Source organism: Pseudomonas sp. AO-1 (genome assembly GCF_019775695.1).
Lineage (GTDB): Bacteria > Pseudomonadota > Gammaproteobacteria > Pseudomonadales > Pseudomonadaceae > Aquipseudomonas > Aquipseudomonas parakoreensis.
Map to the genome: position 1 here is coordinate 6261803 of NZ_CP079947.1, position 24451 is coordinate 6286253.

Sequence of the window (24451 nt, forward strand, 5' to 3'; positions counted from 1 at the left end):
CTCCTACAGACTTGATTCAACGCCGTGACGCACGACGCGTTTGTCCAGATCGCCCCCGAGCCAATAGGCCAGGTCTGCCGGGCGGTCGATCTGCCAGGCGACAAAGTCCGCGACCTTGCCGACTTCCAGCGAACCGTGGGTGTCAGCCATGCCCAGCGCTTGCGCCGCGTGGAGGGTCGCGCCCGCCAGGGCTTCTTCCGGGGTCATGCGGAAACAGGTGCAGGCCATGTTCAGCATCAGGCGCAACGACAGCGCCGGCGAGGTGCCGGGGTTGAGGTCGCTGGCGATGGCGATTTTCACCTTGTGCTTGCGCAGGGCGTCCATCGGTGGCAACTGGGTTTCGCGAAGGAAATAGAACGCGCCCGGCAACAGCACGGCGACGGTGTCGGCTTTGGCCATGGCGATGGCGTCGTCTTCATCCATGAACTCCAGGTGATCGGCGGACAACGCCTTATAGCGCGCAGCCAGGCTGGAGCCATGCAGTGACGACAATTGTTCGGCATGCAGCTTTACCGGCAGACCAAGCTTTTGCGCAGTGATGAATACCCGCTCGACCTGCTCCGGCGAGAACGCCAGGTACTCGCAGAACGCATCCACGGCATCGACCAGACCTTCGGCGGCCAAAGCGGGAAGCATCTCGGCGCAGATGTGCTCGATGTAGTCGTCAGCGCGATCCTTGTACTCCGGCGGCAAGGCGTGGGCGGCCAGACAGGTGCTGCGCACGCTGATCGGCAGCTCTTTTTGCAGGCGACGAATGACCCGCAGGATCTTACGCTCGTTGGCCAGATCCAGACCGTAGCCGGACTTCATCTCGACCGTGGTCACGCCGTCGCGCATCAGGCTTTTCAAACGCTTGGCGGCGCTGGCGAACAGCTCGTCTTCGCTCGCTTCACGGGTGGCGCGCACAGTGCTGGCGATACCGCCGCCCTGCGCTGCGATCTCGGCGTAGCTGACGCCTTGCAGGCGTTTCTCGAATTCGCCGCTGCGGTTGCCACCGAACACTGTGTGAGTGTGACAGTCGATCAGGCCGGGGGTGACCCACGCGCCTTGCAGGTCGTTGACCGCCGGGTATTCGCCAGAGGGCAATTGATTGCGCGGGCCGATCCACTCGATGTGCGCACCGGACGTCACGATGGCCGCATCCTCGATGATCGAGTAGACGCCTTGCGCCATGGTTGCGACGTGGCAGTGTTGCCAGAGGGTTTTCATCCCAAGTCCTCGTCTTGTTCAAAATCGTATCGCTGGCAAGCCAGCTCCCACAGGTATTTGTGGGAGCTGGCTTGCCAGCGATGAGGGCCTTACAGGCTCGGCAGCAGCCTGGCTGGAACCAGCTCGGTCAGACACCGCGAAGCCAACAACTCGGTCGCCGCATTGATGTCCGGCGCAAAGAAGCGATCCTTCTCATAGAACGGCACTTCGCGGCGCAGAATCGCCCGCGCCTGTTCCAGCTTGGCCGAGGTCTTCAGACCGTTGCGCAGGTCCAGCCCCTGCACCGCCGCCAGCCACTCCACCGCGAGAATCCCGCGGGTGTTTTCAGCCATTTCCCACAGACGCTTGCCAGCGGCCGGGGCCATCGACACGTGGTCTTCCTGGTTGGCCGAGGTCGGCAGGCTGTCGACCGAATGCGGATGGGCCAGCGCCTTGTTCTCGCTGGCCAGTGCCGCAGCGGTCACCTGAGCGATCATGAAGCCCGAGTTGACGCCGCCATTGGCCACCAGGAACGGCGGCAGTTGCGACATGTGCTTGTCCATCATCAGCGAGATACGGCGTTCGCTCAGCGAGCCGATTTCAGCAATGGCCAGGGCCATGTTGTCGGCGGCCATGGCCACCGGCTCGGCGTGGAAGTTACCGCCGGAAATCACATCGCCTTCAGCGGCGAACACCAACGGGTTGTCGGAGACGGCGTTGGCTTCGACCACCAGCACATCGGCGGCCTGACGGAACTGGGTCAGGCAAGCGCCCATGACTTGCGGCTGGCAACGCAGCGAGTACGGGTCCTGAACCTTCTCGCAGTTCTGGTGCGAGTCGGAGACTTCACTGCGCTCACCGAGCAGATCGCGATACGCGGCTGCAGCATCAATCTGACCTTTCTGACCGCGAGCGGCGTGAATACGTGCATCGAACGGCGAGCGCGAACCGAGCACCGCTTCCACCGTCAGACCGCCGATTGCCAGCGCACCGGCAAACAGGTCTTCACCTTCAAAAAGACCGCGCAGGGCAAATGCAGTGGACACCTGAGTGCCGTTGAGCAGCGCAAGACCTTCTTTCGCCGCCAGGGTCAGCGGGGTCAGACCGGCGACTTTCAGCGCTTCGGTGGCTTCCATCCACTCGCCCTTGTAACGCGCCTTGCCCTCGCCGAGCAGCACCAGCGACATGTGCGCCAGCGGTGCCAGGTCACCGGAGGCGCCCACCGAACCTTTGAGCGGAATGTGCGGGTACACCTCGGCGTTGATCAGCGCGATCAGCGCGTCGATCACCACGCGGCGGATGCCGGAGAAACCACGGCTGAGGCTGTTGACCTTGAGCACCATGATCAGCCGCACCAGTTCATCGCTGATCGGCTGACCGACGCCGGCGGCGTGGGACAGCACCAGCGAGCGCTGGAGGTTTTCCAGGTCTTCACTGGCGATGCGGGTCGAGGCCAGCAGGCCGAAACCGGTGTTGATGCCATAGGCAGTGCGGTTCTCGGCGAGGATCTGCTCGACACACGCAACGCTGGCCTCGATCTGCGCGGAGGCGCTGTGGTCGAGGGTCAGTTTGACCGGTTGCTGATAAACGTCACGCAGTTGGGCCAGGCTCAATTGGCCGGGAATCAGGTTCAGCGCAGTCATTTAAATGCTCCTGTTTAGGCATTGTTATTAACTACCAGTCGCTCCGGAGCATTCCGTTATCCGTCGTTTCTCGTCTTGTGGACGATCCGCGCCTTGGCACGCTGGTATGGGTATTGTCAGTGCAGATTCGGTAATACGTTGTGCAGCGAATCCGGGTGTTTCAGAACGCTTGCGGCGGCAGCGATGTCCGGCGCCAGCCAGCGATCCTGGTCGTAGGCCGGGACGGTTTCACGCAGCAGGCGCCACGCCCGGTCGGTGCCTGCGCCAAAGCGCTGCGCCTTGAGAAATTCAAAGGCCTGCGCCGCCAGCAGGTACTCGATGGCGAGGATCTGCGTGCAGTTTTCGAGGGCACGGTGCAGCTTCAGCGCAGCGCTGGTGCCCATGCTCAAGTGGTCTTCCTGCAGGCCCGAGGTGACGTAGTTGTCGAGCACCGCCGGTTGCGCCAGTTGGCGGTTCTCGGCACACAGCGAGGCGGCGACGTATTGCACGATCATCATCCCGGAGTTCACTCCCGGATTGGCCACCAGAAACGCCGGCAGACCGCTGACATGCGGGTTGACCAGGCGATCGAGGCGACGCTCGGCAATCGAGCCGATTTCAGCCATGGCAATCGCCAGCAGATCCGCTGCCATCGCCACTGACTGGCCGTGCGGGTTAGCCTGCGACATCACCCGGAAGTTGTCCGGCGTGCCCAGCAGCAACGGGTTATCGGTGCAGCCATTGAGTTCGGCTTCCACCTGCCTGATCGCATGTTCCAGTTGATCGCGCGCTGCGCCGTGCACCTGCGGGATCGAGCGGATGCTCAACGCATCCTGAGTGCGAATGCCCTTGCTGGTCGCGATCACTTCACTGCCATCAAGTAACGCACGCAGATTGCTCCCGACCTGCTGCATGCCCGGGTGCGGTTTGAGCGCGATGATCTCGGCGTCGAACGCGGCGATCTGGCCGCGCTGGGCTTCGAAGCTCATGGCGCCGATCACGTCGGCCCATTGCACCAGTCGCGTCGCATCGGCAATCGCCAGGCAGTTGAGGCCGGTCATGCACGGCGTGCCGTTGACCAGGCACAAACCGTCCTTTGCGCCGAGCTGCACCGGTTGCAGGCCTTCTTCGGCCAGCGCCTGTTGTGCCGAGATGATTTGCCCGCGATAGCTGACATGGCCCACGCCCAGCAGCGCGATGCCGATGTGCGCCATGTGCGTCAGGTAACCCACCGAGCCTTGCGCCGGCACCTGCGGGGTGATGCCACGATTGAGCAGCGCCAGCAACGCTTCGACCACGCGGCGATGAATGCCGGATTTGCCGTGGCTGTAGTTGTGAATCGCCGCGCAGATGATCGCGCGGGTCTGCTCATCGGGCAGCACCGGGCCGACACCACAGGCGTGGCTGAGCAAGGTGTTGCGCGAGAGCTGGCTGAGTTGTTCGTCCTTCAGCGAGACATTGGACAAACCACCCAGGCCGGTATTGACGCCATAAGCGCGCTCGCCGCTTTCGACGATGCGCTGGACGATGCCCTGAGCGTTTTCGATGCGTGCCCAGGTCTCGCTCGACAGCTCCAGTTGCGCGCCATGACGGGCGACGGCGACCACGTCCTGCCAGTGCAGGGGGTTGCCGGTGATGATGATTTTTTCAGCCTGGGACATCTTCAACCTCATCCAAACATTGATGCAGCTTTACCGGCCTCATCGCTGGCAAGCCAGCTCCCACAGAGTTCTCATTGTTCACTCGATCCCTGTGGGAGCTGGCTTGCCAGCGATGAGGCCAGTCAATGCACTGCAAAACTCAAATCAAACCACCGCCGCCCGCCGCTGCACGAACCGGTCAACATATTCATCCGCCGGCGAATGCAGGATCTCTCTCGGGGTGCCGACCTGAATCAGGCGGCCGTCCTTGAGAATCGCGATGCGGTTGCCGATGCGCACGGCCTCGTCGAGGTCGTGGGTGATGAAGACGATGGTCTTGTGCAGGGTCTTTTGCAGCTCCAGCAACTGGTCCTGCATCTCGGCGCGGATCAGCGGATCGAGCGCACTGAACGCTTCGTCCATCAGGATGATGTCGGTGTCCGCCGCCAGCGCGCGGGCCAGGCCGACACGCTGACGCATGCCGCCGGAGAGCTGATGCGGGTATTTGTTTTCGTAGCCTTTGAGGCCCACGGTGTTGATCCAGTGCAGCGCACGTTCGGCGCACATCTGCTTGCTCTCGCCGCGCACTTTCAGACCGTAGGCGACGTTCTCCTGCACGGTCTTGTGCGGCAGCAGACCGAAGCTCTGGAACACCATGCTGATCTTGTGCCGGCGAAATTCGCGCAGCGCTTCCATGTCGTATTGCAGGATGTCCACGCCGTCGACCAGGATCGCGCCGCTGGTGGGGTCGATCAGGCGATTGAAGTGGCGCACCAGCGTCGATTTGCCGGAACCGGACAGGCCCATGATCACGAAGATCTCGCCAGTGCCGATGCTCAGCGACAGGTCATTGACCCCGACCACACAACCGGTTTCGTTCAGCACCTGATCCTTGGTCTTGCCCTGGCCGACCATCGCCAGGGCGTCCTTGGCGCGGTTGCCGAAAATCTTGAAGACGTTTTTGACTTCGATCTTGCTCACGGTTGCGTTGTTCATTTGCTCACCTCATGCCGTGGCCGACCGTACGCCTGAGTAATGCGGTCGATGACCACTGCGAGAATCACGATCGCCAGACCGGCTTCGAGGCCGCGTCCGACGTTGAGGGTCTGAATGCCCACCAGTACGTCTTCACCCAGACCTCGGGCGCCGATCATCGAGGCGATCACCACCATCGACAGGGCCATCATCGTGGTCTGGTTGATCCCGGCCATGATGCTCGGCAGGGCCAGCGGCAGTTGCACACCGAACAGTTGCTGCCAGCGGTTGGCACCGAAGGCGTTGATCGCCTCCATCACTTCACCATCGACCTGGCGAATGCCCAGATCGGTCAGGCGAATCAACGGCGGCGCGGCATAGATCACCGTGGCGAAAATCGCCGGGACCTTGCCCAGGCCGAACAGCATCAGCACCGGAATCAGGTACACGAAGCTGGGCATGGTCTGCATGATGTCGAGCAGCGGCATCAGCACCGAGCGCAGGCGATTGCTGCGCGCCGAGAGAATCCCCAGCGGAATGCCGATCAGCACCGAAATGATCGTCGCGACCATCATCAGCGCCAGCGTCTGCATGAGTTTGTCCCACAGGCCGACAGCGCCCACCAGGAACAGCAGACCGACGATGACGGCAGTGGTCACGACTTTACGCGTGGCGTGCCAGGCGACGACGCCAACGATCGCCAGCATCAACCACCACGGCGCGGCACGCAGCAGGCCTTCGAGGTTGACAATGGCCCACAGCAGCGTGTCGGAGATATGGCGGAACACATCACCATAATTGGTGACCAGCGAATCGACCCAACCGTTGACCCAGTCGGCGATGGAAAAGGTAAAGCTTTCGGGAAACATAAGCGGCTCTCAATCAGAAATCTCAATCAAGCGATGACGGCATATCTCCCGGCCAGCCTCACGGTTGACCGGGAGGTATCGACCTACAGCGCCGCGTCGATTTTCTTGGCTGCGTCGTCACTGACCCACGCGTGCCAGACCTCAGGATGTTCCTTGAGGAAGATTTTCGCCAGTTTTGGCGACTCGATACGTTCCTTCGCCATGCGGCCCAGGTTCTGGTTCAGCAGATCGATCGGCAGATTGACCTTCTCCAGCACGGCCACCAGTTCCGGCGCCTGTTCGTGGAAGGTTTTCGACAGACCGACCTTGATGCTCACGCTCTTGTCGACGCCCGGTTTTTCTTCAAGTTTGACCGCGTCGATCTGGCCCATCAGCGGGGTTGGCGACCAGTAGTAGAACAGGATCGGCTCGCCACGCTTGTAGCTCGACAGCACCGCCGCATCCAGCGCCGGGCCGGTGCCCGGACGGAAGTTGGTGTAGCTGTTTTCCAGGCCGTAGCTCTTGAGCATTTCGCTGTTGTCCAGCTCACAGGTCCAACCCGCCGGGCAGTTGTAGAAACGGCCCTTGGACGGCTCTTCGGCGTCCTTGAAAATCGTCGCGTATTTGCCCAGATCGGCAATGTTTTTCAGGTCCGGGGCTTTTGCCTCGATCTTGCGTTTGGCATCGCCTTCGATCACGTAGCGCGGCACGTACCAGCCTTCGATAGCGCCGACGATCGGGGCGCCGACACCGACGACTTTGCCGGCCTTCTCAGCCTTGTTCCAGACTTCGCTGCGGCCGACCCACTCTTCGGCGAACACTTGAATGTCGTTGCTGCTCAAGGCGTTCTCCATGGTGATGGAGTTGCCCGGCAGGCTATCGGTCTTGCAGTCGTAACCTTTCTCCAGCACCACTTGCAGCACGTCGGTCAGCAGCATGCCGCTTTCCCAGTTCAGGCCAGCGAATTTCACCGGTTTGCCGGATTCGCACCAGCCAGCTGCCTGAGTGGCACCGGCACTGGCCAGCAGGCCCATGGACAACAGTGTGGTGAGAAGGGTCTTGTTCGATTTCATTGTTGCGACGCTCCTAATCATGAATTGGCTTACGGCAGTCAAGAGGCATCCAGCCCTGTCCACGTCCAATCAGGCCTGCGCCGCAGCGCGCCCGGCCCCACTTTTTTCAGGTTGTACAACACTGTTCTGCTCGAGCGGCAAAATCAGCTGATCAGGCACCGAGCCGTGCCATTTTTTCGCGCACAGGTAATACAGCGCGGCAGGCAGCACCAGGCCGATGATCCAGGAAATATCCACGTCACCGAGGGCAGCCACCAGCGGGCCGGTGTAGAACTTGGTGGAGATGAACGGCAGCTGCACCAGCACACCGAACACATAGACGCTGATCCCGAGCAGATTCCAGCGGCCGTAGCGACCATTCGGATCGGCCAGCGCCGGTACGTCATAGCGTTCACGAGTGATGCAGTAGTAGTCGACCAGGTTGATCGCGCTCCATGGCGTGAAGAACGCCAGCAGAAACAGGATGAACGACTTGAACGCACCGAGGAACGAGTGCTGGCCAAGCAGTGCGATCAGGGTCGCCGCACCGACAATCACCAGCACGAACACCAGACGCTGCAGGCGCGAGACCGTCAGGTGCCCACGGAAGCCGCTGATGATCGTGGCGATGCACATGAAACTGCCGTACGAGTTCAACGTCGAGATGGTGACCTTGCCGAAGGCGATGCTGAAGTACAGCAGCGCCGCCGTGGCACCGGTGCCGCCCAGCCCGACGATGTAGGCCACTTCATGCCCGGCGAACTGGCCGTTGGCCGACGCCGCGGCGAACACGCCGAGGACCATCGCCACCTGCGCGCCGATGACCGAACCTGCGCCAGCGGCAAAGAAGGTTTTCACCGAGGAAACCTTGCTCGGCAAGTAACGCGAATAGTCCGCCACATACGGGCCGAAGGCGATCTGCCAGGACGCCGCGAGCGACACCGCCAGCAAGAAGCTGCTCCAGCTGAAGTGACGGATCTGCAACAGGGCGCCCACATCCACCTGACTCAGCAGGCGGCTGAACAGATACACGAAGGCAATCACGCCAATGACGCTGGCGACACGCCCGATCCAGTGGATCACCCGATAACCGAGCACGGTGACCAAGACGATGACGCTGGCGAACAGCAGGATACCGACGGTGTCGCTGACGCCGAACAACTGCCCCAGCGCCTGACCGGACAGCACGGTGCCGGTGGCGGTGAAACCCAGGTACATCAGGCACACCAGCACGATCGGGATCGCCGCGCCGTAGACGCCGAATTGCACGCGGCTGGAAATCATCTGCGGCAGACCCAGCTTCGGCCCTTGCGCCGCGTGCAGCGCCATCACGCCGCCGCCGAGCAGTTGACCGATCAACAGACCGATCAACGACCAGAACACATCACCGCCCAGCACCACGGCCAGGGCCCCGGTAACAATCGCGGTGATTTGCAGATTCGCACCCATCCACAGGGTGAACTGGCTCAACAGACGACCGTGTCTTTCCGCTTCCGGGATGTAGTCGATCGAACGCCTTTCGATCAACGGTTTGTTACCTGCACGATCGGGGGTTACAGCCATGATTCAACCTCTGTGGATTGTTATTCGAGTTCACTGAGCGTCTTGCGCACTAGTGTGGGAGCGAGCCTGCTCGCGAAGGCGTCAGCACATTCAACATGTTTGGTGGCTGACAGACCGTATTCGCGAGCAGGCTCGCTCCCACAGGATTGTGCGTTTATTTGCCGGTAATCATCGGCAGGTTCAGCCCCTGCTCCTTCGCGCAGTCGATGGCGATCTGGTAACCAGCATCGGCGTGACGCATGACGCCAGTGGCCGGGTCGTTGTGCAGTACGCGCGCAATACGCTCGGCCGCTTCGTCAGTCCCGTCGCAGACGATCACCATGCCCGAGTGCTGCGAGAAGCCCATGCCCACGCCACCACCGTGGTGCAGTGAGACCCAGGTCGCGCCGCTCGCGGTGTTCAGCAGCGCATTGAGCAGTGGCCAGTCGGAGACAGCGTCGGAACCGTCCTGCATCGATTCGGTTTCGCGGTTCGGGCTGGCGACCGAGCCGGAGTCGAGGTGGTCGCGACCGATCACGATCGGTGCCGACAGCTCACCGCTGCGCACCATTTCGTTGAACGCCAGACCGAGCTTGGCACGCAGGCCCAGGCCGACCCAGCAGATACGTGCCGGCAGACCCTGGAAGCTGATGCGCTCGCGGGCCATGTCCAGCCAGTTGTGCAGGTGGGCGTCGTCCGGGATCAGCTCTTTGACTTTGGCGTCGGTCTTGAAGATGTCCTGCGGATCACCCGACAGCGCCGCCCAACGGAACGGGCCGATGCCACGGCAGAACAGTGGACGAATGTAGGCCGGGACGAAGCCCGGGAAGTCGAACGCGTTTTCCACGCCTTCTTCCTGCGCCATCTGACGGATGTTGTTGCCGTAGTCGAAGGTCGGGATGCCTTGCTTCTGGAACGCCAGCATCGCTTTGACGTGGACCGCCATCGATTGCTTGGCGGCTTTGATCACGGCAGCCGGCTCGGTCTTGGCGCGGGCGCGGTACTCTTCCCAGGTCCAGCCCGCCGGCAGGTAGCCATTCAGTGGGTCGTGGGCACTGGTCTGGTCGGTGACCATGTCCGGACGCACGCCGCGCTTGACCAGTTCCGGAAGGATTTCTGCGGCGTTACCTAGCAGGGCGATGGAGATCGCTTTGCCTTCGGCGGTGTATTTGGCGATGCGCGCCAAGGCGTCGTCGAGGTCTTTGGCTTGCTCGTCGACATAACGGCTTTTCAGGCGGAAATCGATGCTCACCTGCTGGCATTCGATGTTCAGCGAGCAGGCGCCAGCCAGAGTTGCAGCCAGCGGCTGAGCACCGCCCATGCCGCCCAGACCGGCGGTCAGGACCCACTTGCCTTTGAGGTTGTCGTTGTAGTGCTGACGACCGGCTTCGACGAAGGTTTCGTAGGTGCCCTGAACGATGCCCTGGCTGCCGATGTAGATCCAGCTGCCGGCGGTCATCTGGCCGTACATGGCCAGGCCTTTGGCGTCGAGTTCGTTGAAGTGTTCCCAGCTCGCCCAGTGCGGCACCAGGTTGGAGTTGGCGATCAGTACGCGCGGGGCGTTGCTGTGAGTCTTGAACACGCCGACCGGTTTGCCGGATTGCACCAGCAGGGTTTCGTCGTCGTTCAGATTGGTCAGGCTCTCGACGATCTTGTCGTAGCACTCCCAGTTACGCGCGGCGCGACCGATACCACCGTAAACCACCAGCTCTTTCGGGTTCTCGGCCACTTCCGGGTCGAGGTTGTTCATCAGCATGCGCAGCGGCGCTTCGGTCAGCCAGCTCTTGGCGGTCAGCTTGTTGCCGCGTGCAGCGCGGATCTCGACGTCACGGTATTTAGTAGGTTTTGTGTCAGTCACGAAAAAGACTCCTCAGCGATCAATTCAAACCAACCCTGGCAGTGGGCAAGCAGCCTGCGCGCCTCAATGCGCGACAAGCGAATCAGTGGACGCTGCGGACTTATACGCATACGTCTTTACTTGTACATACAAGCATATGCAATCAAGCGGCCAACTCACTGAAGAGCCGTTCAAGAAAAATCACGAACAAGGCTGCAGAGCGCCTGAGTCAAGGGTTGCGGCGTGGATGAAAATTTTCGCGGGGGTGAGTGGAGGAAGTGTGCGGCTGTTACGAAAGCGTGGTTTTGCGCCACGCTGGGGCGTTCGGTAACAAGTTGGTGCGCTGAGGGAAACAGGAATCGAAATGCAATTGTGGTGAGGGGATTTATCCCCGATGGAGCGCGTAGCGGTCCCAAAAGGTCTGCTGCACCGCCATCGGGGATAAATCCCCTCACCACAGGAGTGTTACCAGAGTTGGATCAGCGTGCCGTCAGCTCGATCACGCAGCATGCGGCATTGATCGCGACTTCAACCAGACCGGTGTTACCGTCCAGTTGCAGGCAATCATGGCGGCCGAGTTGCGCAGTGTTGTCAGCAACCTGCACTTGCAGCAGCTCGCTGACACTGAACACCAGCACCGTCGAGGCCGAGCTGAAAAACCGCTGTTCACCGTCCAGCCACTGCAACCGCGCGTGGTAACGCTGTGGTGCGTAAATCAGGTTGAAGTCGCGTATCGCGCCGCCGAGCAAGGTGCAGGACACCTGGCTTTCGCCGCTGAACGCAAACGGGTCCAGCGGTAACAATGGGCGAGTGTCATCGCCGTCGACGCACAGGGTCATGCCATCGCCCTGCAATACCGTGATCACCCGCTGGTAACCGGCAAAGGTCGAGAAACCACCGGACTCGGCGATGTCGGCAATCGACAGGCGCCAGCCGAAACCATCGAGGCCGGCACCCGCATCACGGGTAATCTCTTCGGTGCTGCCGCCGCCGTTTTTCCACGGCATGCGCGGGTAACCTTCGGCGCGTAAAACTTTCACTTCACTGCTCATTTATGAAAGCGTCCTTCCAGACGATGACGAGAACCGGGGTGAATCAGGCGCGCCGCCGTCACCGGCTGACGGCCCGACCACGTACGACGACGGATCAACAGGCACGGCTCGCCTTTTTCGATCTGCAGCAACTTGCACTCGGACGGCTCGGCGAGGATCGCTTCGACCACGTGCTCGCCTTCAGTCAACGGCGCGACCTGGTTGAGATAGGCGTACGGGGTTTGCAGGGTGAAATCCTGCTTGAGGTATTCCGGAGCGACCAGCGCGTTGACGAAACGGTCTTCGATTTGCACCGGAATGTCGTTTTCGTAATGCACGATCAGCGAATGGAAGACCTTCTGCCCTTCGCGCATGTCCAGCGCCAACGCGCGCTCGGAGCCGGCGGCCTCTTCTTCGAGGGTGATCACCTGACAGGTGTGGCGATGGCCACGGGAAGCAATTTCGTCGGCGATGTTGTGCACTTCGAACAGCGCAGACTGGCTCTTCGGTTCGGCGACAAACGTGCCGACACCTTGCATGCGCACCAGCAGGCCGTCGGCGGTCATTTCGCGCAGCGCGCGGTTGATGGTCATGCGGCTGAAACCGAGCTGGCTGACCAGTTCGCTTTCCGACGGCACGCGGTAGTGCGGTGGCCAGTTACCGCTGTCGATCTGCTGGGTGATCATCTGTTTGACGCGGGCGTACAAGGGCGCCGGACTGTCGCCCAGGTTCGCGGCCAACGGGGAGACTGGAGGCGGAGTCGGCACGGTGGATCCCTGTTCATTGGATGAAGGTTGCTAGCTTGCCGGAGTTTACCGGGCAGGCAAACGTCTGTATATGTATATACAAATAACACACGATGGGGTGCTGAACCATGTCCGCCTTCTTTGCCGAACGCGCGCTGCTGCCTAACGGATGGGCCAACCATGTACGTCTCGAAGTCAGTGCCGATGGCATGCTGACCCGAATCCAGGCCGATTCCACCGCAGATGGCGCCGAGCGGCTGAGCGGTCCGCTGCTGCCGGGCATGCCCAATCTGCACTCCCACGCCTTCCAGCGCGCGATGGCGGGACTGGCCGAAGTGGCTGGCAATCCCAACGACAGCTTCTGGACCTGGCGTGACCTGATGTATCGCCTCGTCGGAAAAATCAGCCCCGAGCAACTCGGCGTGATTGCCCGTCAGCTGTACATCGAAATGCTCAAGGCCGGTTACACCTCGGTTGCTGAATTCCACTATGTGCACCACGACAACAACGGTCAGCCGTATGCCGATCCGGCCGAGCTGGCACTGCGCATCAGCCAGGCAGCGAGCGACAGCGGCATCGGTCTGACCCTGTTGCCGGTGCTTTACAGCCATTCCGGATTCGGCGGCCAAACGCCCAATGACGGGCAGCGCCGCTTTATCAACAGCACCGAAAACTATCTGAACCTGCAAGCGCGCCTGCAGCCGCTGCTGGCTCAGCAAAAAGCGCAATCGCTGGGGCTGTGCTTCCACTCATTGCGCGCGGTCACCCCGCAACAGATCAGCGAAGTGCTGGCGGCGAGCGACAAGCAGTGCCCGGTGCACATCCACATCGCCGAACAGCAGAAGGAAGTCGATGACTGCCTGAGCTGGAGCGGTCGCCGGCCGTTGCAATGGCTCTATGAAAACACCGAAGTCGATCAGCGCTGGTGCCTGGTTCACGCCACCCACGCCAATCCCGAGGAAGTCACGCTGATGGCCAAAAGTCGCGCCATCGCCGGCCTGTGCCTGACCACTGAAGCGAATCTGGGCGACGGGATTTTCCCGGCGGTGGATTTCCTCGCCCAGGGCGGACGCATGGGCATCGGTTCCGACAGCCATGTGTCGCTCAGCGTGGTCGAGGAATTGCGTTGGCTGGAATACGGCCAGCGTCTGCGCGACCAGCGGCGCAACCGTTTGTATGGGGCGGATCAGCCGATGGTCGGGCGCACGCTGTATGACGCGGCGCTGGACGGCGGGACGCAGGCGTTGGGGCAGCCGATTGGCGCGCTGGAAGTCGGCAAGCGTGCCGACTGGATCGTGCTCGATGGCAATGATCCGTATCTGGCCACGGCCAGTGGTGACGGGATTTTGAATCGCTGGTTGTTCGCTGGCGGTGACCGACAGGTGCGCGATGTATTGGTCAATGGCCAGTGGGTGGTGCGCGATGGCCGGCATGCAGGCGAAGAGGAAAGCGCACGCGCCTTCACCCAGGTTCTGCGCGAACTTTTAGGCTGACACAAAACAAAAATGTGGGAGCGAGCCTGCTCGCGAAAGCGGTGTATCAGCAACATTTTCGTTAACTGACACACCCTCTTCGCGAGCAGGCTCGCTCCCACATTTGATTGGTGGTGGTCTTTAATTCGAAGTCTTCGCCATCTGCCGATCCGACGCTCGCCAGATCAGTCGCGTGGTGTCGTAACCCTGCTGACGCGCTTTGCTCAGCAACTCCTCACGCACCACACCGTTGACGGTCGGCGTGCGGGACAACAACCACATGTACTTGCGGCTCGGGTCGCCGACGATGGCGGTCTTGTAGTCGTCGCTGACGTACAACACCCAGTATTCGCCTTTCGCCACTCCCGGAATCAAGCGCGAGAACCAGGTATCGAATTCGACCCACAGCTTGTCGGTCTTGCCCGGCACCTGTGGATAAGCCTTGCCTTTGGCTTCTTCCCATTGCCAGTCGGCGGTCAGGCAACGATTGAGCACGTCGACGTTGCCGTCCGGCCTGAGCGAATAATGGGCTTCGGATTGCGCGCAGTTGCGCTGGAAGTACATCGGCAGTCGCGCCAGTTCGTACCAAGTACCCTGATAACGCTTGAGGTTGACACTGTGAGCCGTCTTGGGCGCCAGCGGATCTTCACCGTGAGTGGCGCAGCCGGCCAGTACCAGGCCGGCAAAAAGGACGAACAATAACCGCTTCATTATTTTTCTCCCGTGGGCGCTTGGCCCCGGTTTACTTCAGGCCTTGGCCAGAAAACATCAGCACTTTGTCACCGGCGTACTGCACGCTGATAAAGCTGTTTTTGTCGCCCCAGGTGCAACTGGACATGCCGAGCGCACCCGAACAGTCGGTGGGTTTGCCGAGCAGCGTCTCAACTTCGGCTTTGGCCATGCCGGCCGAAAGCTTGGAATAGTTTTCCTGATTGACCTTGCTGCACGCGGCCAACAGCACGCAAAAAGTCAGAAGGGCGATAGATCGCAGCGACATGAAGTAACTCCTGGAGCGGAAGGGGGATGGCATGGTGCCAACCAGAAGCTTAGAAGAGAAAACCCTCATCTGGTTCCCTTCAGAAATGGCTATTTATCGCTCCGCTCGTCTGGCATTTACCGGCAAATCAGACACTTTCTGCGGCTATTGAGCATTTCGTCGCATTTCATCAAAGACGCCTAATCTTTGGCGCGCGGCGGTCGAAATAAGAGCAGCGCAAAGCCCCCGAGTGTGGCAAATTGCCGCCCTTTCTCGACCAGCCCCTTCGCGGTAGTTCATTCGATGACCAGAAACATGAAATTCAGCCACAAGATCTTGTTGGCTGCCGCCCTCGTGGTGGCCGTTGCGTTCGCCTGTTTCATTTTGTTCAACGACTATCGACAACGCGAAGCCCTGGGCAGCAGCACCGAAGCCTCGATGCAGGAGCTGGGGAGTCTGACGACCAGCAACATCCAGACCTGGCTGGAAAGCCGCATCCAGTTGCTGCAATCGCTGGCGCAGCAGGTCGCCGCCGACGGCAGTGCACCGGCCAGCCTCAAGCGCATCATCGACCTGCCGGCCTACACCGGCAATTTCCAGCTCAGCTATTTCGGCGGCGCTGACGGCGTGATGTTCTCGGTACCCGCCGGCAACCGCGCGCCGGATTACGACCCGCGCGCCCGTGGCTGGTACAAGGCCGCCAACAGTGCGCAGCAGACCATCGTCACCGAACCCTACATCGCCGCCTCGTCGGGCAAACTGGTGATCACCGTCGCCACCCCGGTGCAGCGTCAGGGCCAGATGATCGGTGTGGCCGGCGCGGATATCGACCTGACCAGCGTCAGCGCGATCATCAACTCGCTCAACTTCGGTGGCCATGGCCATGCGTTCATCGTCAGCGCCGATGGCAAGATCCTGATTCATCCGGACAGCAAACTGGTGTTGAAAACCCTTGCCGAGGCTTATCCGAACGGTGCGCCGAAAGTCAGCCCGGGCCTGAAAGAAGTCGAATTCGACGGCAAGACTCAACTGATCTCGTTCACCCGCGTCAACGGCGTGCCATCGGCTGACTGGTACGTGGCGCTGGTGCTGGACAAGGACACCGCGTTCTCGATGCTCAGCGAATTCCGCACCTCGGCGCTGATCGCCATGGTCATTGCCGTGGTGATCATCATCGCCCTGCTCGGCATGCTGATCCGCGTGCTGATGCAACCGCTGCTGACCATGGGTCGCGCCATGCATGACATCGCCGAAGGCGAAGGCGACCTGACCAAGCGGCTGGTGATCCACGGCCACGACGAGTTCGGCGCGCTGGGCCTGTCGTTCAACCGCTTTGTCGAGCGTATTCATACCTCGATCCGCGAAGTGTCGTCGGCCACCGGGCAAGTCAACGAAGTCGCCTTGCGTGTGGTGGCGGCCTCGAACTCGTCGATGTACAACTCCGACCAGCAAGCCAGCCGCACCAACAGCGTGGCCGCGGCGATCAACCAGCTCGGCGCTGCCGCCCAGGAAATCGCCCAGAACGCCGCTCTCGCCTCGCAGCACTCCAGCGATGCGCGCAGCCTGGCGGTCGACGGTCAGCAGGTTGTGGATAAAACCATTCACGCGATGCAGCAGTTGTCGGCAAAAATCAGCGACTCCTGCGGCAACATCGAAACCCTCAATAGCAACACGGTGAACATCGGCCAGATTCTGGAAGTGATCACCAGCATCTCGCAGCAGACCAACCTGCTGGCGCTCAACGCCGCGATCGAAGCGGCCCGCGCCGGTGAGGCAGGCCGAGGTTTCGCCGTGGTCGCTGACGAAGTGCGCAACCTCGCCCACCGCACTCAGGATTCGGCGCAGCAAGTGCAGAAGATGATCGAAGAGCTGCAAGTAGGCGCGCGTCAGGCGGTGAGCATCATGACCGAGAGCCAGCGCGAGAGCGAAAGCAGCGTCGGCATCGCCAATCAGGCCGGCGAACGCCTGGGCAGCGTGACCCAGCGCATCGGCGAGATCGACGGCATGAACCAGTCGGTGGCTACCGCAACAGAGGAGCAAACCGCTGTGGTCGAGTCGATCAACGTCGACATCAACGAGATCAACACGCTGAATCAGGAAGGTGTGGAGAACCTGCAGGCAACCTTGCGGGCTTGTTCGGATCTGGAGCAGCAGGCGGCGCGGTTGAAGCAGTTGGTGGGCAGTTTCAGGATCTGAGGCGCTGCGACTGGCCCCATCGCTGGCAAGCCAGCTCCCACATTGGATCGGTGATGTTCACAAAACCAGTGTGGGAGCGGGCTTGTTCGCGAAGACGGCTTCCACAATGCAGAATGCCTTCTCGGTAATTTGTAATTGGCCAGGATACTTGACTGATGAACACGGAACTCGATTGCGATCATCCAGACAAAACAACTTTGTTGGCAATCCTCGCAATAGGTAATGAGGAAATTGATCAAAGAAAATTCAGAGACGCTCAAAGCGTGTTTCTTGAACTGGATGAAATGGACTCAGTTCAACCGATAACTCGGCTAAGCTAAAAACGTGACCCAGGCTGACTGAGAAACGCCAACTCCTCAGCCGTCGACTCCCGCCCCAACACCGCATTGCGATGCGGAAACCGGCCAAACCGTGCAATCACCTTCTGATGCCGCTCGGCATAGTCCAGGTTATCGGCAAACACCGCCCGCTCGGCTTCCGGCTGCTCAGCCAGCAGACCGATAAAGCGCGAAACGGCTTCGTTCTGCACCGCGAGGTTTTCGCAGTGTTCGAACACCAGATAAATGAATACCCGCTGAATCGGCTTCAGTTGCCGATCGAAATCCGCCGCAATGCCCTGCGCGACAAGTTTCTGCGCGCGCAGATCACCGGAAAAGGCTTTGGGTGTATCGCGAAAGATCATGCGTGGCAGTTGATCGAGCAGCAGCACCACCGCTAGCCAACCCTCGGGACGTTGCGTCCACTCGGTCAATTCACCAGCGAGGGCCTGATCGACAAAGACCCCGAAACGCTCACGCGCTTCGAGGTCTTGACTGTCTTTCTTGCCGAACCACAACTTGCCCTTGTCAGCCGATATCTCGCGCGGTGATTCGGCGTGTCCGAACCACCAGTCGAGCAGCGGCTGCCAGGGCGCGTTCACGGCTTATTCCTTGTGGTAAGCCGTGGCGCGGGCGACTTCTTCTTTCGAGCCGAGGAACACCGCTACGCGCTGGTGCAGGCCTTCGGGCTGAATGTCGAGGATGCGCTGGTGACCGTCGGTGGACGCGCCGCCGGCCTGTTCCACCAGGAACGACATCGGGTTGGCTTCGTACATCAGACGCAGTTTGCCCGGTTTGGATGGCTCACGGCTGTCGCGTGGGTACATGAACAGACCACCACGGGTCAGGATGCGGTGCACGTCGGCCACCATCGCCGCGACCCAGCGCATGTTGTAGTTCTTCTTCAGCGGGCCTTCTTCGCCGGCCAGCAGTTCGCTGACGTAACGTTGCACCGGGGCTTCCCAGTGGCGCTGGTTGGACATGTTGATCGCGAATTCCTGGGTGGTTTCAGGAATGGTGATGTCTTCGTGGGTCAGCACGAAGCTGCCCATTTCGCGGTCGAGGGTGAAGCCTTTGACGCCGTCGCCCAGGGTCAGTACCAGCATGGTCTGCGGGCCGTAGATCGCGTAACCGGCAGCAACCTGCTGGGTGCCTGGCTGCAGGAAGGCTTTTTCGTTCAGCGGCTCGTTCTGGCTCAGGTATTCGTTCGGGCAGCGCAGTACCGAGAAGATGGTGCCGACCGGGGCGTTGATGTCGATGTTCGACGAGCCGTCCAGTGGGTCGAATACCAGCAGGTAAGCGCCTTTCGGGTATTTGCCGGGGATCTGGTAGGCATTGTCCATTTCTTCGGACGCCATGCCGGCCAGGTGACCGCCCCATTCGTTGGCTTCGAGCAGGATCTCGTTCGACAGCACGTCGAGCTTCTTCTGCACTTCGCCTTGGACGTTTTCAGTGCCCATGCTGCCCAGAACACCGCCCAGGGCGCCTTTGGACACGGCGTGGCTGATCTCTTTGCAGGCACGCGCCACCACTTCGATCAGGAAGCGCAGATCGGCAGGAGTGTTATTGCTGCGGGTCTGCTCAATCAAATAGCGACTCAGGGTAACGCGGGACATGGACGGCTCCGGTGGAATGGGGGGCTAAAAACCCGCGCAGTTTACAGGGAGTCTGAAAACCTAGCGAGCGATGACGCCCGGTAACGTGCATTGGGGCGCAATTGCTTGTATCAGACGTGATCGGGTCGAGAGAGTTCAGGCATCGGATTGAGCGTAGTCTGGTTCGGGGCGGGTGGTGGCTGGGTTGATAGCGACAGTTTGAGGATTTTTGTTGATTGATCCGCCGTCATCGCTGGCAAGCCAGCTCCCACAAGGACTTCGGCCGTTCACCTGATTACACCCAATAACCTGTGGGAGCTGGCTTGCCAGCGAATGGCGCGCAGCGCCAGCCATTCTCAGGAACGGGTCGGTGGCTTGCGCAACAGACTCGCCGCCATCACCCCGAGGAACACCACACTCACCAGCAACACCGCCCACAAGCCGATTTTCTTCCAGTTGGTTTCGGCCACCGCCGCTGTGGTGGCCGGGGCGGTCGGCGTGGTGACCACGTCGCCCTGCACCGTCGCCTTGCCCAGCGTCGCGAGCTTCTGCGGTTTGAAATCCGGAATCAGCGTGCTCAGCGGCAGATTCGCGGTTTTCACCGTCGGATTGCCCAGCGCCAGGCTGTAAGGCCCGTCACCCCGTGCGAGGAAAATCACCTGGGTCGCCCGTACCGCGTACTTCAGGCTCGGTGCCTGTTCACCCAGACCGCCGCCGCGCTCGTCCACGCTCAGTTTCAACTGCTGCACGGTTTGCCCGTACAACTGCAATTCGTTCTGCACCACGTCCTGACCGTTCTGGGTCAGGCGATACAGCAAACCGTTGCTCAGGGGCTGCCACGGCAGGCTGCTTTCGCGGCGGCCCGCGAGGGTGACCGGCGCCAGACTGTTCGGTTGTTTCAACTCGACCTGCACCCGCTCGACATTCAGCCCCATCGGCAACTGCCAGGTGTACTCGCCGGATTGGGTGCTACTGCCGGCCAACGCCTGCGACCAGACCAACGGCAGCGGCACGTTGCGTGGATCGCTGCTTTTCAATTGCACTGCAGTGAGGATGGGTGCCGAGGTGGACGCCTCCCATAGCAGACGCAGATAGCGCGCCGATTGCCCCGGCAGCGTCACCTCATGCTGTTCGATGCGCTCGTCGGAAAACGTCAGGCGCGCCACCTGCCCTTCGCCCCACGCCTGCCAATGCTGCAAGTCATCACTGGCCTCGATGCTGAAGCGCTGGAAACCGTCGCGTTCGCTGGTCCAGTCGAGGATCAGTTGCTGCAGCGGCGCCTTGATCGCGCTGGCATCGAGCAGCCAGCCGCGCAGCACTTCCTCACCGGCCTCCAACTGAGTTGACGGCTGCACTTCCACCAGCGTGCCGGTGGTGGTCGATTGCACGCGCACGTTCGGCGCCCGCTCGCTGGCGTCGGCGGCGTTGTACAACGGGAACCACTTCACTTCATGCAACTGCCCGTCGTCGCGGGTCTGCGCCGATTCCCGGGCCAGGGCGTAGGCCTGCGGTTCGCCGGCGGCGTTGAACACGCGCAAATCACTGAGATCGGTCTGACGGGCCTGCAATTGCGCGCTCAGCGGCAGGTCGAGGCGATACCACGGGCCGTTGCCGCTCACCGTCAGCGGCACCTGCGTGGCGAAGTCCGCCGGTTTTTCCTGCGCGCCGGCAGCCATCACCACGCCCAACGCCAACCACCCCAGATTCAGCATGCGACTCAAGATGAAACTCCTTCGGTATCCGGCACGGGTTTGCCCGCCGCCGGCTCAGCTTCGACGCGTTTCGGTGGCAGCGGCGCAAAGTAGCCCACCACCAACAGCAACACGCCGACGCCGATAAACGAGACGATCCGGGCCAATCCGCCACGGTTGCTCAATTCGACAAAAATCAGTTTGGCCACCACCAGCGCAATCAGCGCCGCGCCGATCAGCCACACTTCGCGACGATGGCGCAGATGTCCGCCGATCATCAGACCCAGCGCCATCAGGGTCCAGACGATGGACAACCCGGCCTGCACCAGCATCGACTCAAGCAAAAGATCCAGCTCGAACGGGATCCCCGCCCAATGGTGCGCGGCGCGGGTCACCAGCGCGGTACAAAAGGCGAACAGCGAAACCCCGGCGACCAGTTGCGTGGCGTACTCGGCGTAATCCTTGCGCAGGGCAAACTGCGTCACCGCATGGCGCAACCACACGTACACCCCGAACAGGGCAAACAGCAGGCCCAATTCCAGCGGGTTGATCAGCGGTACGTACGGCAGCGGTTCGGCATTGCCGTCGCTGAAGCCGTTGGCCAGCCAGAACCACGCCAGCATCAGCACTGCCAACGGCGCAGCGGCGTACAAACGATATTCGCGCGGGAATGCCGCCACCGGCCACGGCCAGTTGCGCGGAGCTGCCGCCAACAGCAGACACAGGCTCGGCAGGATCGCCCAGCCCAGCCAGCGCCAGGCGTTGTATTGCTCGGACAACAGCAGCAAGCCGTAGCGCAATTCCAGCGCCAGCACGCCGATCAGCAGCCAGCAACCCAGCACATGCGCAGTGCTCAAGGCCCGTGCCGGCAACATCGGCGCCAGACGCCGCAAGCTGAAGAAGTGCACGACGAACACCAGCCCCCATGCCAGCCAGCCGACGTTCGCCGCCGGGTGATAACGCGAATGCCAAGCCGCCAGCAGCACCAGCCCCGCCGCCGGAATCAGCAAGGTGCAGAGCAGGCCCAGCGCCGGCCATTTCAGGCGCAGCGACAACAATGTCCACAGCACCACACTCAGCGCGGCAATTAGCAGCAACAGCGTCGCCTGCACATTCAACGGCGCAAAACGCAGCACCTCGCTGACCCACGCCAACGCCCACCAACCGGCGCCCCACACCAGCAGCACTTCGGACAGGCGCTGCAAGCTCAGCGCATCGAACGCCGAGGCATGATTGCCCAGTTGCAAACGCCAGGCACCGACCAGCGCGGCCAACCCCAGCACCAACGGCGTCCAGAAGCTGCCATGAGCCAGCGGCCGCAGGCCTTCGCTGGACAGCGGCCCGAACAACTCGGGGCCGGCCAACAAGAACGCCGCGCCACCGATCAACTGCAACAACAGGCCGAAAACAAAACTCACGCGCTGCTTGAGGTATAGGCTCAGCCAGATGATCAGCAAGCCGCTCGCCGCCCATACCGCACTCGCGGTTTGCCACGGCAGCACGAACAGCACCGCCAGATTGATCAGCACCAACCCCGCCAGCAACACCACCGACAACCCGCGCAGCAGCCGCACATCGCCGCGCACCATCTCGTCCCGTGCCGCCAGTAACATCCCGGCGATCAACGCCAGACCGATCAGCGATGCGCTGAGCAACCCGCTCCAACCGGCGCTGAACACCGCCGCCGAATCCTCGCCCGCGCTTTGCAGCCGCAACAGGAACAACGCACCACCCAGCAACTGCACGGCGAACGCGGTGAACAGGAACGTACGCGATTGCAGGCGCAGGCCGACAAACAAGGTCACCAATCCGGCCAAAGCCCAACTGATCGCTGTCGCCTGAACAAAGAAAAACAACGGCGCCAGCAAAAACAGGAAGGTCAGGCCCAGCGCCGCCAGCACCGGCAAACCCTGACGCTCCCACAGCGAAGCCTGCTCCGCCGAGGCTTTGCGCAATTGATAGAAACTGAACAGCAGCGCGAAGCCGAGCATCAACGCCCCCAACGGTGCGCCGTCGAGCAGACTGCTTTCGCCGACCCGCAACTGACGGAGGAACGCCAGCGCCGAACCCAGTTGCAGCAACAGGGCAAACGCTCGGGCGAACGGCCGCTGCTGACGCAGGCCGAGCCAGAAAATCCCCGCGCCCTCCACTGCCCACGCCGCCGAAGTCCAGCGCGCATCGAGGCCCAGCGGGATCGCCAGACTGGCGAAAATCACCCCCAGCGCCAGACAGGTTTCGCCCAGCAACAAAGCGCGACCGCCCATCAACACCCGGGCCAGGCCCATGTAGATCACGCCCAGTGCGAGTGCGCTGAACGCAGCGGCGAACTCCAGGTGCTGCACCAACGCAAACTGCAGACCGAAGCCCACGAGCGGCGGGCCGAACAGCATTGTGCCGTCGACGTAGTCGCCCTTGCGCGCCGACCAGTGCAGCAGTGCTTCGCGATCGCCGTCTGCCGGCGCATCGGGCATGTCGAGCAACTTGCGCCGGGCAAACAACAGGCCGATGGCCAGGTACATCAGGAAGAACAGAATCAGGAACGGTTCGGTGCTCCACAGCAACTCGGGCGCATACGAACGCTGCCCCCAGGCGAAACCGATGCCGAACGTGCCAACGAATCCGATCAGGTTGAGCAGGCGCCAGGCCTTGAACCAGGCGATGGCGAGAATGCCGGCATTGAGCAACGCGAAATAGCTGAACAGCGCGACGTGGTTGCCGGCACCGGTCGAGGTCAGGATCGGCGCGGCGAAACCGCCCAATGCTGCAGCCGCCGCCAATCCCAGCGCATCTTGGGTGATGGCGAGAATGGCCGAAAACACCGTGACCGCCACCAGCAACCCCAGCGCGGCGGACGGATCGAGCAACGGATGCAGACGCATCGCCGCAAACACCGTCAGGTACAGCACCGCGATCCCGGTGCCCTGCAGTATCAGCGCATAGCTGCTGTTGCGCCGACGCAACCACCAGCCCAACGCCAGCAGGGCCAACGCCGCCGCCGCGACGCCGGCATAACGCAATTCGATCGGCACCACCATGCCTTCGGTGGCATAGCGCAGCAGGAACGCCAGACCGAAAAACAACAGCACCACACCGACCCGCAACACCGTGTTGCCGCCGAACAGCCAGTTGCGCGCAGCGCTGATGCCGCGCTCGATCAGGTTCGGGCCACGGGGTTCGGCCGGTTGTGTGGGGACTGCAGGCTCGTCGGTGACGGCGTCCAGACGCCAGACATCGGCCGGCAGCGGCTGGCTGGTTTCGCTGGCAACGGCAGAGATCGGTTCGAGTTCGGGCGGTAGTTCCCAGACCAGCTCAGGGGTAGCGGCGGATGCTTGTTCGGCAACGATGACGGGGTCGACGGCAGCGTCCGGAGTCGGCGCCATGCTCGGCGGCGTAGTGCGCACGCCAGCACCTTCAAGCAGAAACAGTCGCTGCTCGACAGCCTGCAAGGCGACTTTGGCCTCCTCCAGTTGACGCTGTTGTTCGGTGGCCTGCGAGCCAAGCCGGGCAAGGCGCAGCGTTTGCCCGATCGCCAGCCCGAGCAGCGCCCCCAATAGCGCGGCACTGAACGACTCATCGAGCAGCCAGCCGAGCAGCAGCCCGATCAACATGAACATCCATTGCATGGTCGATATCCCTAAGCGCAAAGGCCAATCCGGGAAGATTAGCGCAGCCTGATCCAAAAAGATCGCAGCCTTCGGCAGCTCCTACAGGGTTATGTGAACA

The 24451-nt window shown here is 61.6% G+C and carries 19 protein-coding genes; 3 read left to right on the forward strand and 16 right to left on the reverse strand.

Features of this window, described 5'->3' with window-relative positions:
• Positions 1-3: 3 nt before the first annotated feature.
• From hutI to hutC, 10 genes are all read right to left on the reverse strand, one after another.
• Entirely contained in the window at positions 4-1209 is a 1206-nt protein-coding gene (gene hutI / locus KVQ82_RS28525; protein ID WP_222017137.1) for an imidazolonepropionase, read from the reverse strand.
• A gap of 89 nt (positions 1210-1298) precedes the next feature.
• Positions 1299-2831: a histidine ammonia-lyase gene (gene hutH / locus KVQ82_RS28530; protein ID WP_086793939.1), complete on the reverse strand. Its 1533-nt coding sequence runs from the start codon at positions 2829-2831 to the stop codon at positions 1299-1301.
• A 116-nt stretch (positions 2832-2947) separates the two neighbouring features.
• On the reverse strand, positions 2948-4471 hold the full coding sequence (gene hutH / locus KVQ82_RS28535; protein ID WP_222017139.1) for a histidine ammonia-lyase: 1524 nt from the start codon (positions 4469-4471) through the stop codon (positions 2948-2950).
• Between the two features lie 144 nt (positions 4472-4615).
• The gene (locus KVQ82_RS28540) at positions 4616-5446 is read right to left on the reverse strand and encodes a glycine betaine/L-proline ABC transporter ATP-binding protein (protein ID WP_222017140.1); all 831 of its coding nucleotides are present in this window, start codon (positions 5444-5446) and stop codon (positions 4616-4618) included.
• Positions 5443-6294, reverse strand: coding sequence for a proline/glycine betaine ABC transporter permease (locus tag KVQ82_RS28545; protein ID WP_007949591.1), 852 nt, complete (start codon positions 6292-6294; stop codon positions 5443-5445). The genes KVQ82_RS28540 and KVQ82_RS28545 overlap by 4 nt, the downstream gene beginning before the upstream one ends.
• A gap of 83 nt (positions 6295-6377) precedes the next feature.
• A complete protein-coding gene (locus KVQ82_RS28550) occupies positions 6378-7346 on the reverse strand; it encodes an ABC transporter substrate-binding protein (protein WP_041071468.1) in 969 nt (322 codons plus the stop codon).
• A 69-nt stretch (positions 7347-7415) separates the two neighbouring features.
• Entirely contained in the window at positions 7416-8888 is a 1473-nt protein-coding gene (locus KVQ82_RS28555) for a cytosine permease (RefSeq protein ID WP_222017141.1), read from the reverse strand.
• A gap of 154 nt (positions 8889-9042) precedes the next feature.
• Positions 9043-10725 carry a urocanate hydratase gene (hutU, locus tag KVQ82_RS28560; RefSeq protein ID WP_108181423.1) on the reverse strand — a complete coding sequence of 561 codons (1683 nt, stop codon included), beginning with the start codon at positions 10723-10725 and terminating at the stop codon, positions 9043-9045.
• Between the two features lie 458 nt (positions 10726-11183).
• Positions 11184-11756 (reverse strand): HutD family protein, encoded by a 573-nt coding sequence (locus KVQ82_RS28565; protein WP_222017142.1) that lies wholly within the window; start codon positions 11754-11756, stop codon positions 11184-11186.
• Positions 11753-12421 (reverse strand): histidine utilization repressor, encoded by a 669-nt coding sequence (hutC, locus tag KVQ82_RS28570; RefSeq protein ID WP_230679353.1) that lies wholly within the window; start codon positions 12419-12421, stop codon positions 11753-11755. The genes KVQ82_RS28565 and hutC overlap by 4 nt, the downstream gene beginning before the upstream one ends.
• Before the next feature lie 188 nt (positions 12422-12609).
• Between hutC and KVQ82_RS28575 the strand changes: the two genes are divergently transcribed.
• The gene (locus KVQ82_RS28575) at positions 12610-13974 is read left to right on the forward strand and encodes a formimidoylglutamate deiminase (protein WP_222017144.1); all 1365 of its coding nucleotides are present in this window, start codon (positions 12610-12612) and stop codon (positions 13972-13974) included.
• 120 nt (positions 13975-14094) lie between these two features.
• On the opposite strand, the gene KVQ82_RS28580 is transcribed toward KVQ82_RS28575, so the two are convergent.
• Together KVQ82_RS28580 and KVQ82_RS28585 are read right to left on the reverse strand one after the other, a co-directional pair.
• On the reverse strand, positions 14095-14664 hold the full coding sequence (locus KVQ82_RS28580) for a lipocalin family protein (protein WP_041071454.1): 570 nt from the start codon (positions 14662-14664) through the stop codon (positions 14095-14097).
• Between the two features lie 31 nt (positions 14665-14695).
• Positions 14696-14950: a hypothetical protein gene (locus KVQ82_RS28585; RefSeq protein WP_003220802.1), complete on the reverse strand. Its 255-nt coding sequence runs from the start codon at positions 14948-14950 to the stop codon at positions 14696-14698.
• Positions 14951-15232: 282 nt separating this feature from the next.
• Here KVQ82_RS28585 and KVQ82_RS28590 point away from each other — a divergent pair, with 282 nt between their 5' ends.
• Positions 15233-17125 (forward strand): methyl-accepting chemotaxis protein, encoded by a 1893-nt coding sequence (locus KVQ82_RS28590; protein ID WP_222017146.1) that lies wholly within the window; start codon positions 15233-15235, stop codon positions 17123-17125.
• Between the two features lie 155 nt (positions 17126-17280).
• Entirely contained in the window at positions 17281-17445 is a 165-nt protein-coding gene (locus KVQ82_RS28595) for a hypothetical protein (RefSeq protein ID WP_179294948.1), read from the forward strand.
• On the opposite strand, the gene KVQ82_RS28600 is transcribed toward KVQ82_RS28595, so the two are convergent.
• The 4 genes from KVQ82_RS28600 to KVQ82_RS28615 all read right to left on the reverse strand — a co-directional run bounded on the left by KVQ82_RS28600 (position 17442) and on the right by KVQ82_RS28615 (position 24351).
• Positions 17442-18044 (reverse strand): DUF924 family protein, encoded by a 603-nt coding sequence (locus tag KVQ82_RS28600; protein WP_222017148.1) that lies wholly within the window; start codon positions 18042-18044, stop codon positions 17442-17444. The genes KVQ82_RS28595 and KVQ82_RS28600 overlap by 4 nt on opposite strands.
• 3 nt (positions 18045-18047) lie before the next feature.
• Complete coding sequence (locus tag KVQ82_RS28605) at positions 18048-19058, reverse strand: class 1 fructose-bisphosphatase (protein ID WP_007961744.1); 1011 nt, start codon at positions 19056-19058, stop codon at positions 18048-18050.
• Positions 19059-19393: 335 nt separating this feature from the next.
• Complete coding sequence (locus KVQ82_RS28610; protein WP_108181418.1) at positions 19394-20758, reverse strand: DUF3999 domain-containing protein; 1365 nt, start codon at positions 20756-20758, stop codon at positions 19394-19396.
• Entirely contained in the window at positions 20755-24351 is a 3597-nt protein-coding gene (locus tag KVQ82_RS28615) for a DUF2339 domain-containing protein (RefSeq protein ID WP_222017151.1), read from the reverse strand. The genes KVQ82_RS28610 and KVQ82_RS28615 overlap by 4 nt, the downstream gene beginning before the upstream one ends.
• Between the last annotated feature and the right edge of the window lie 100 nt (positions 24352-24451).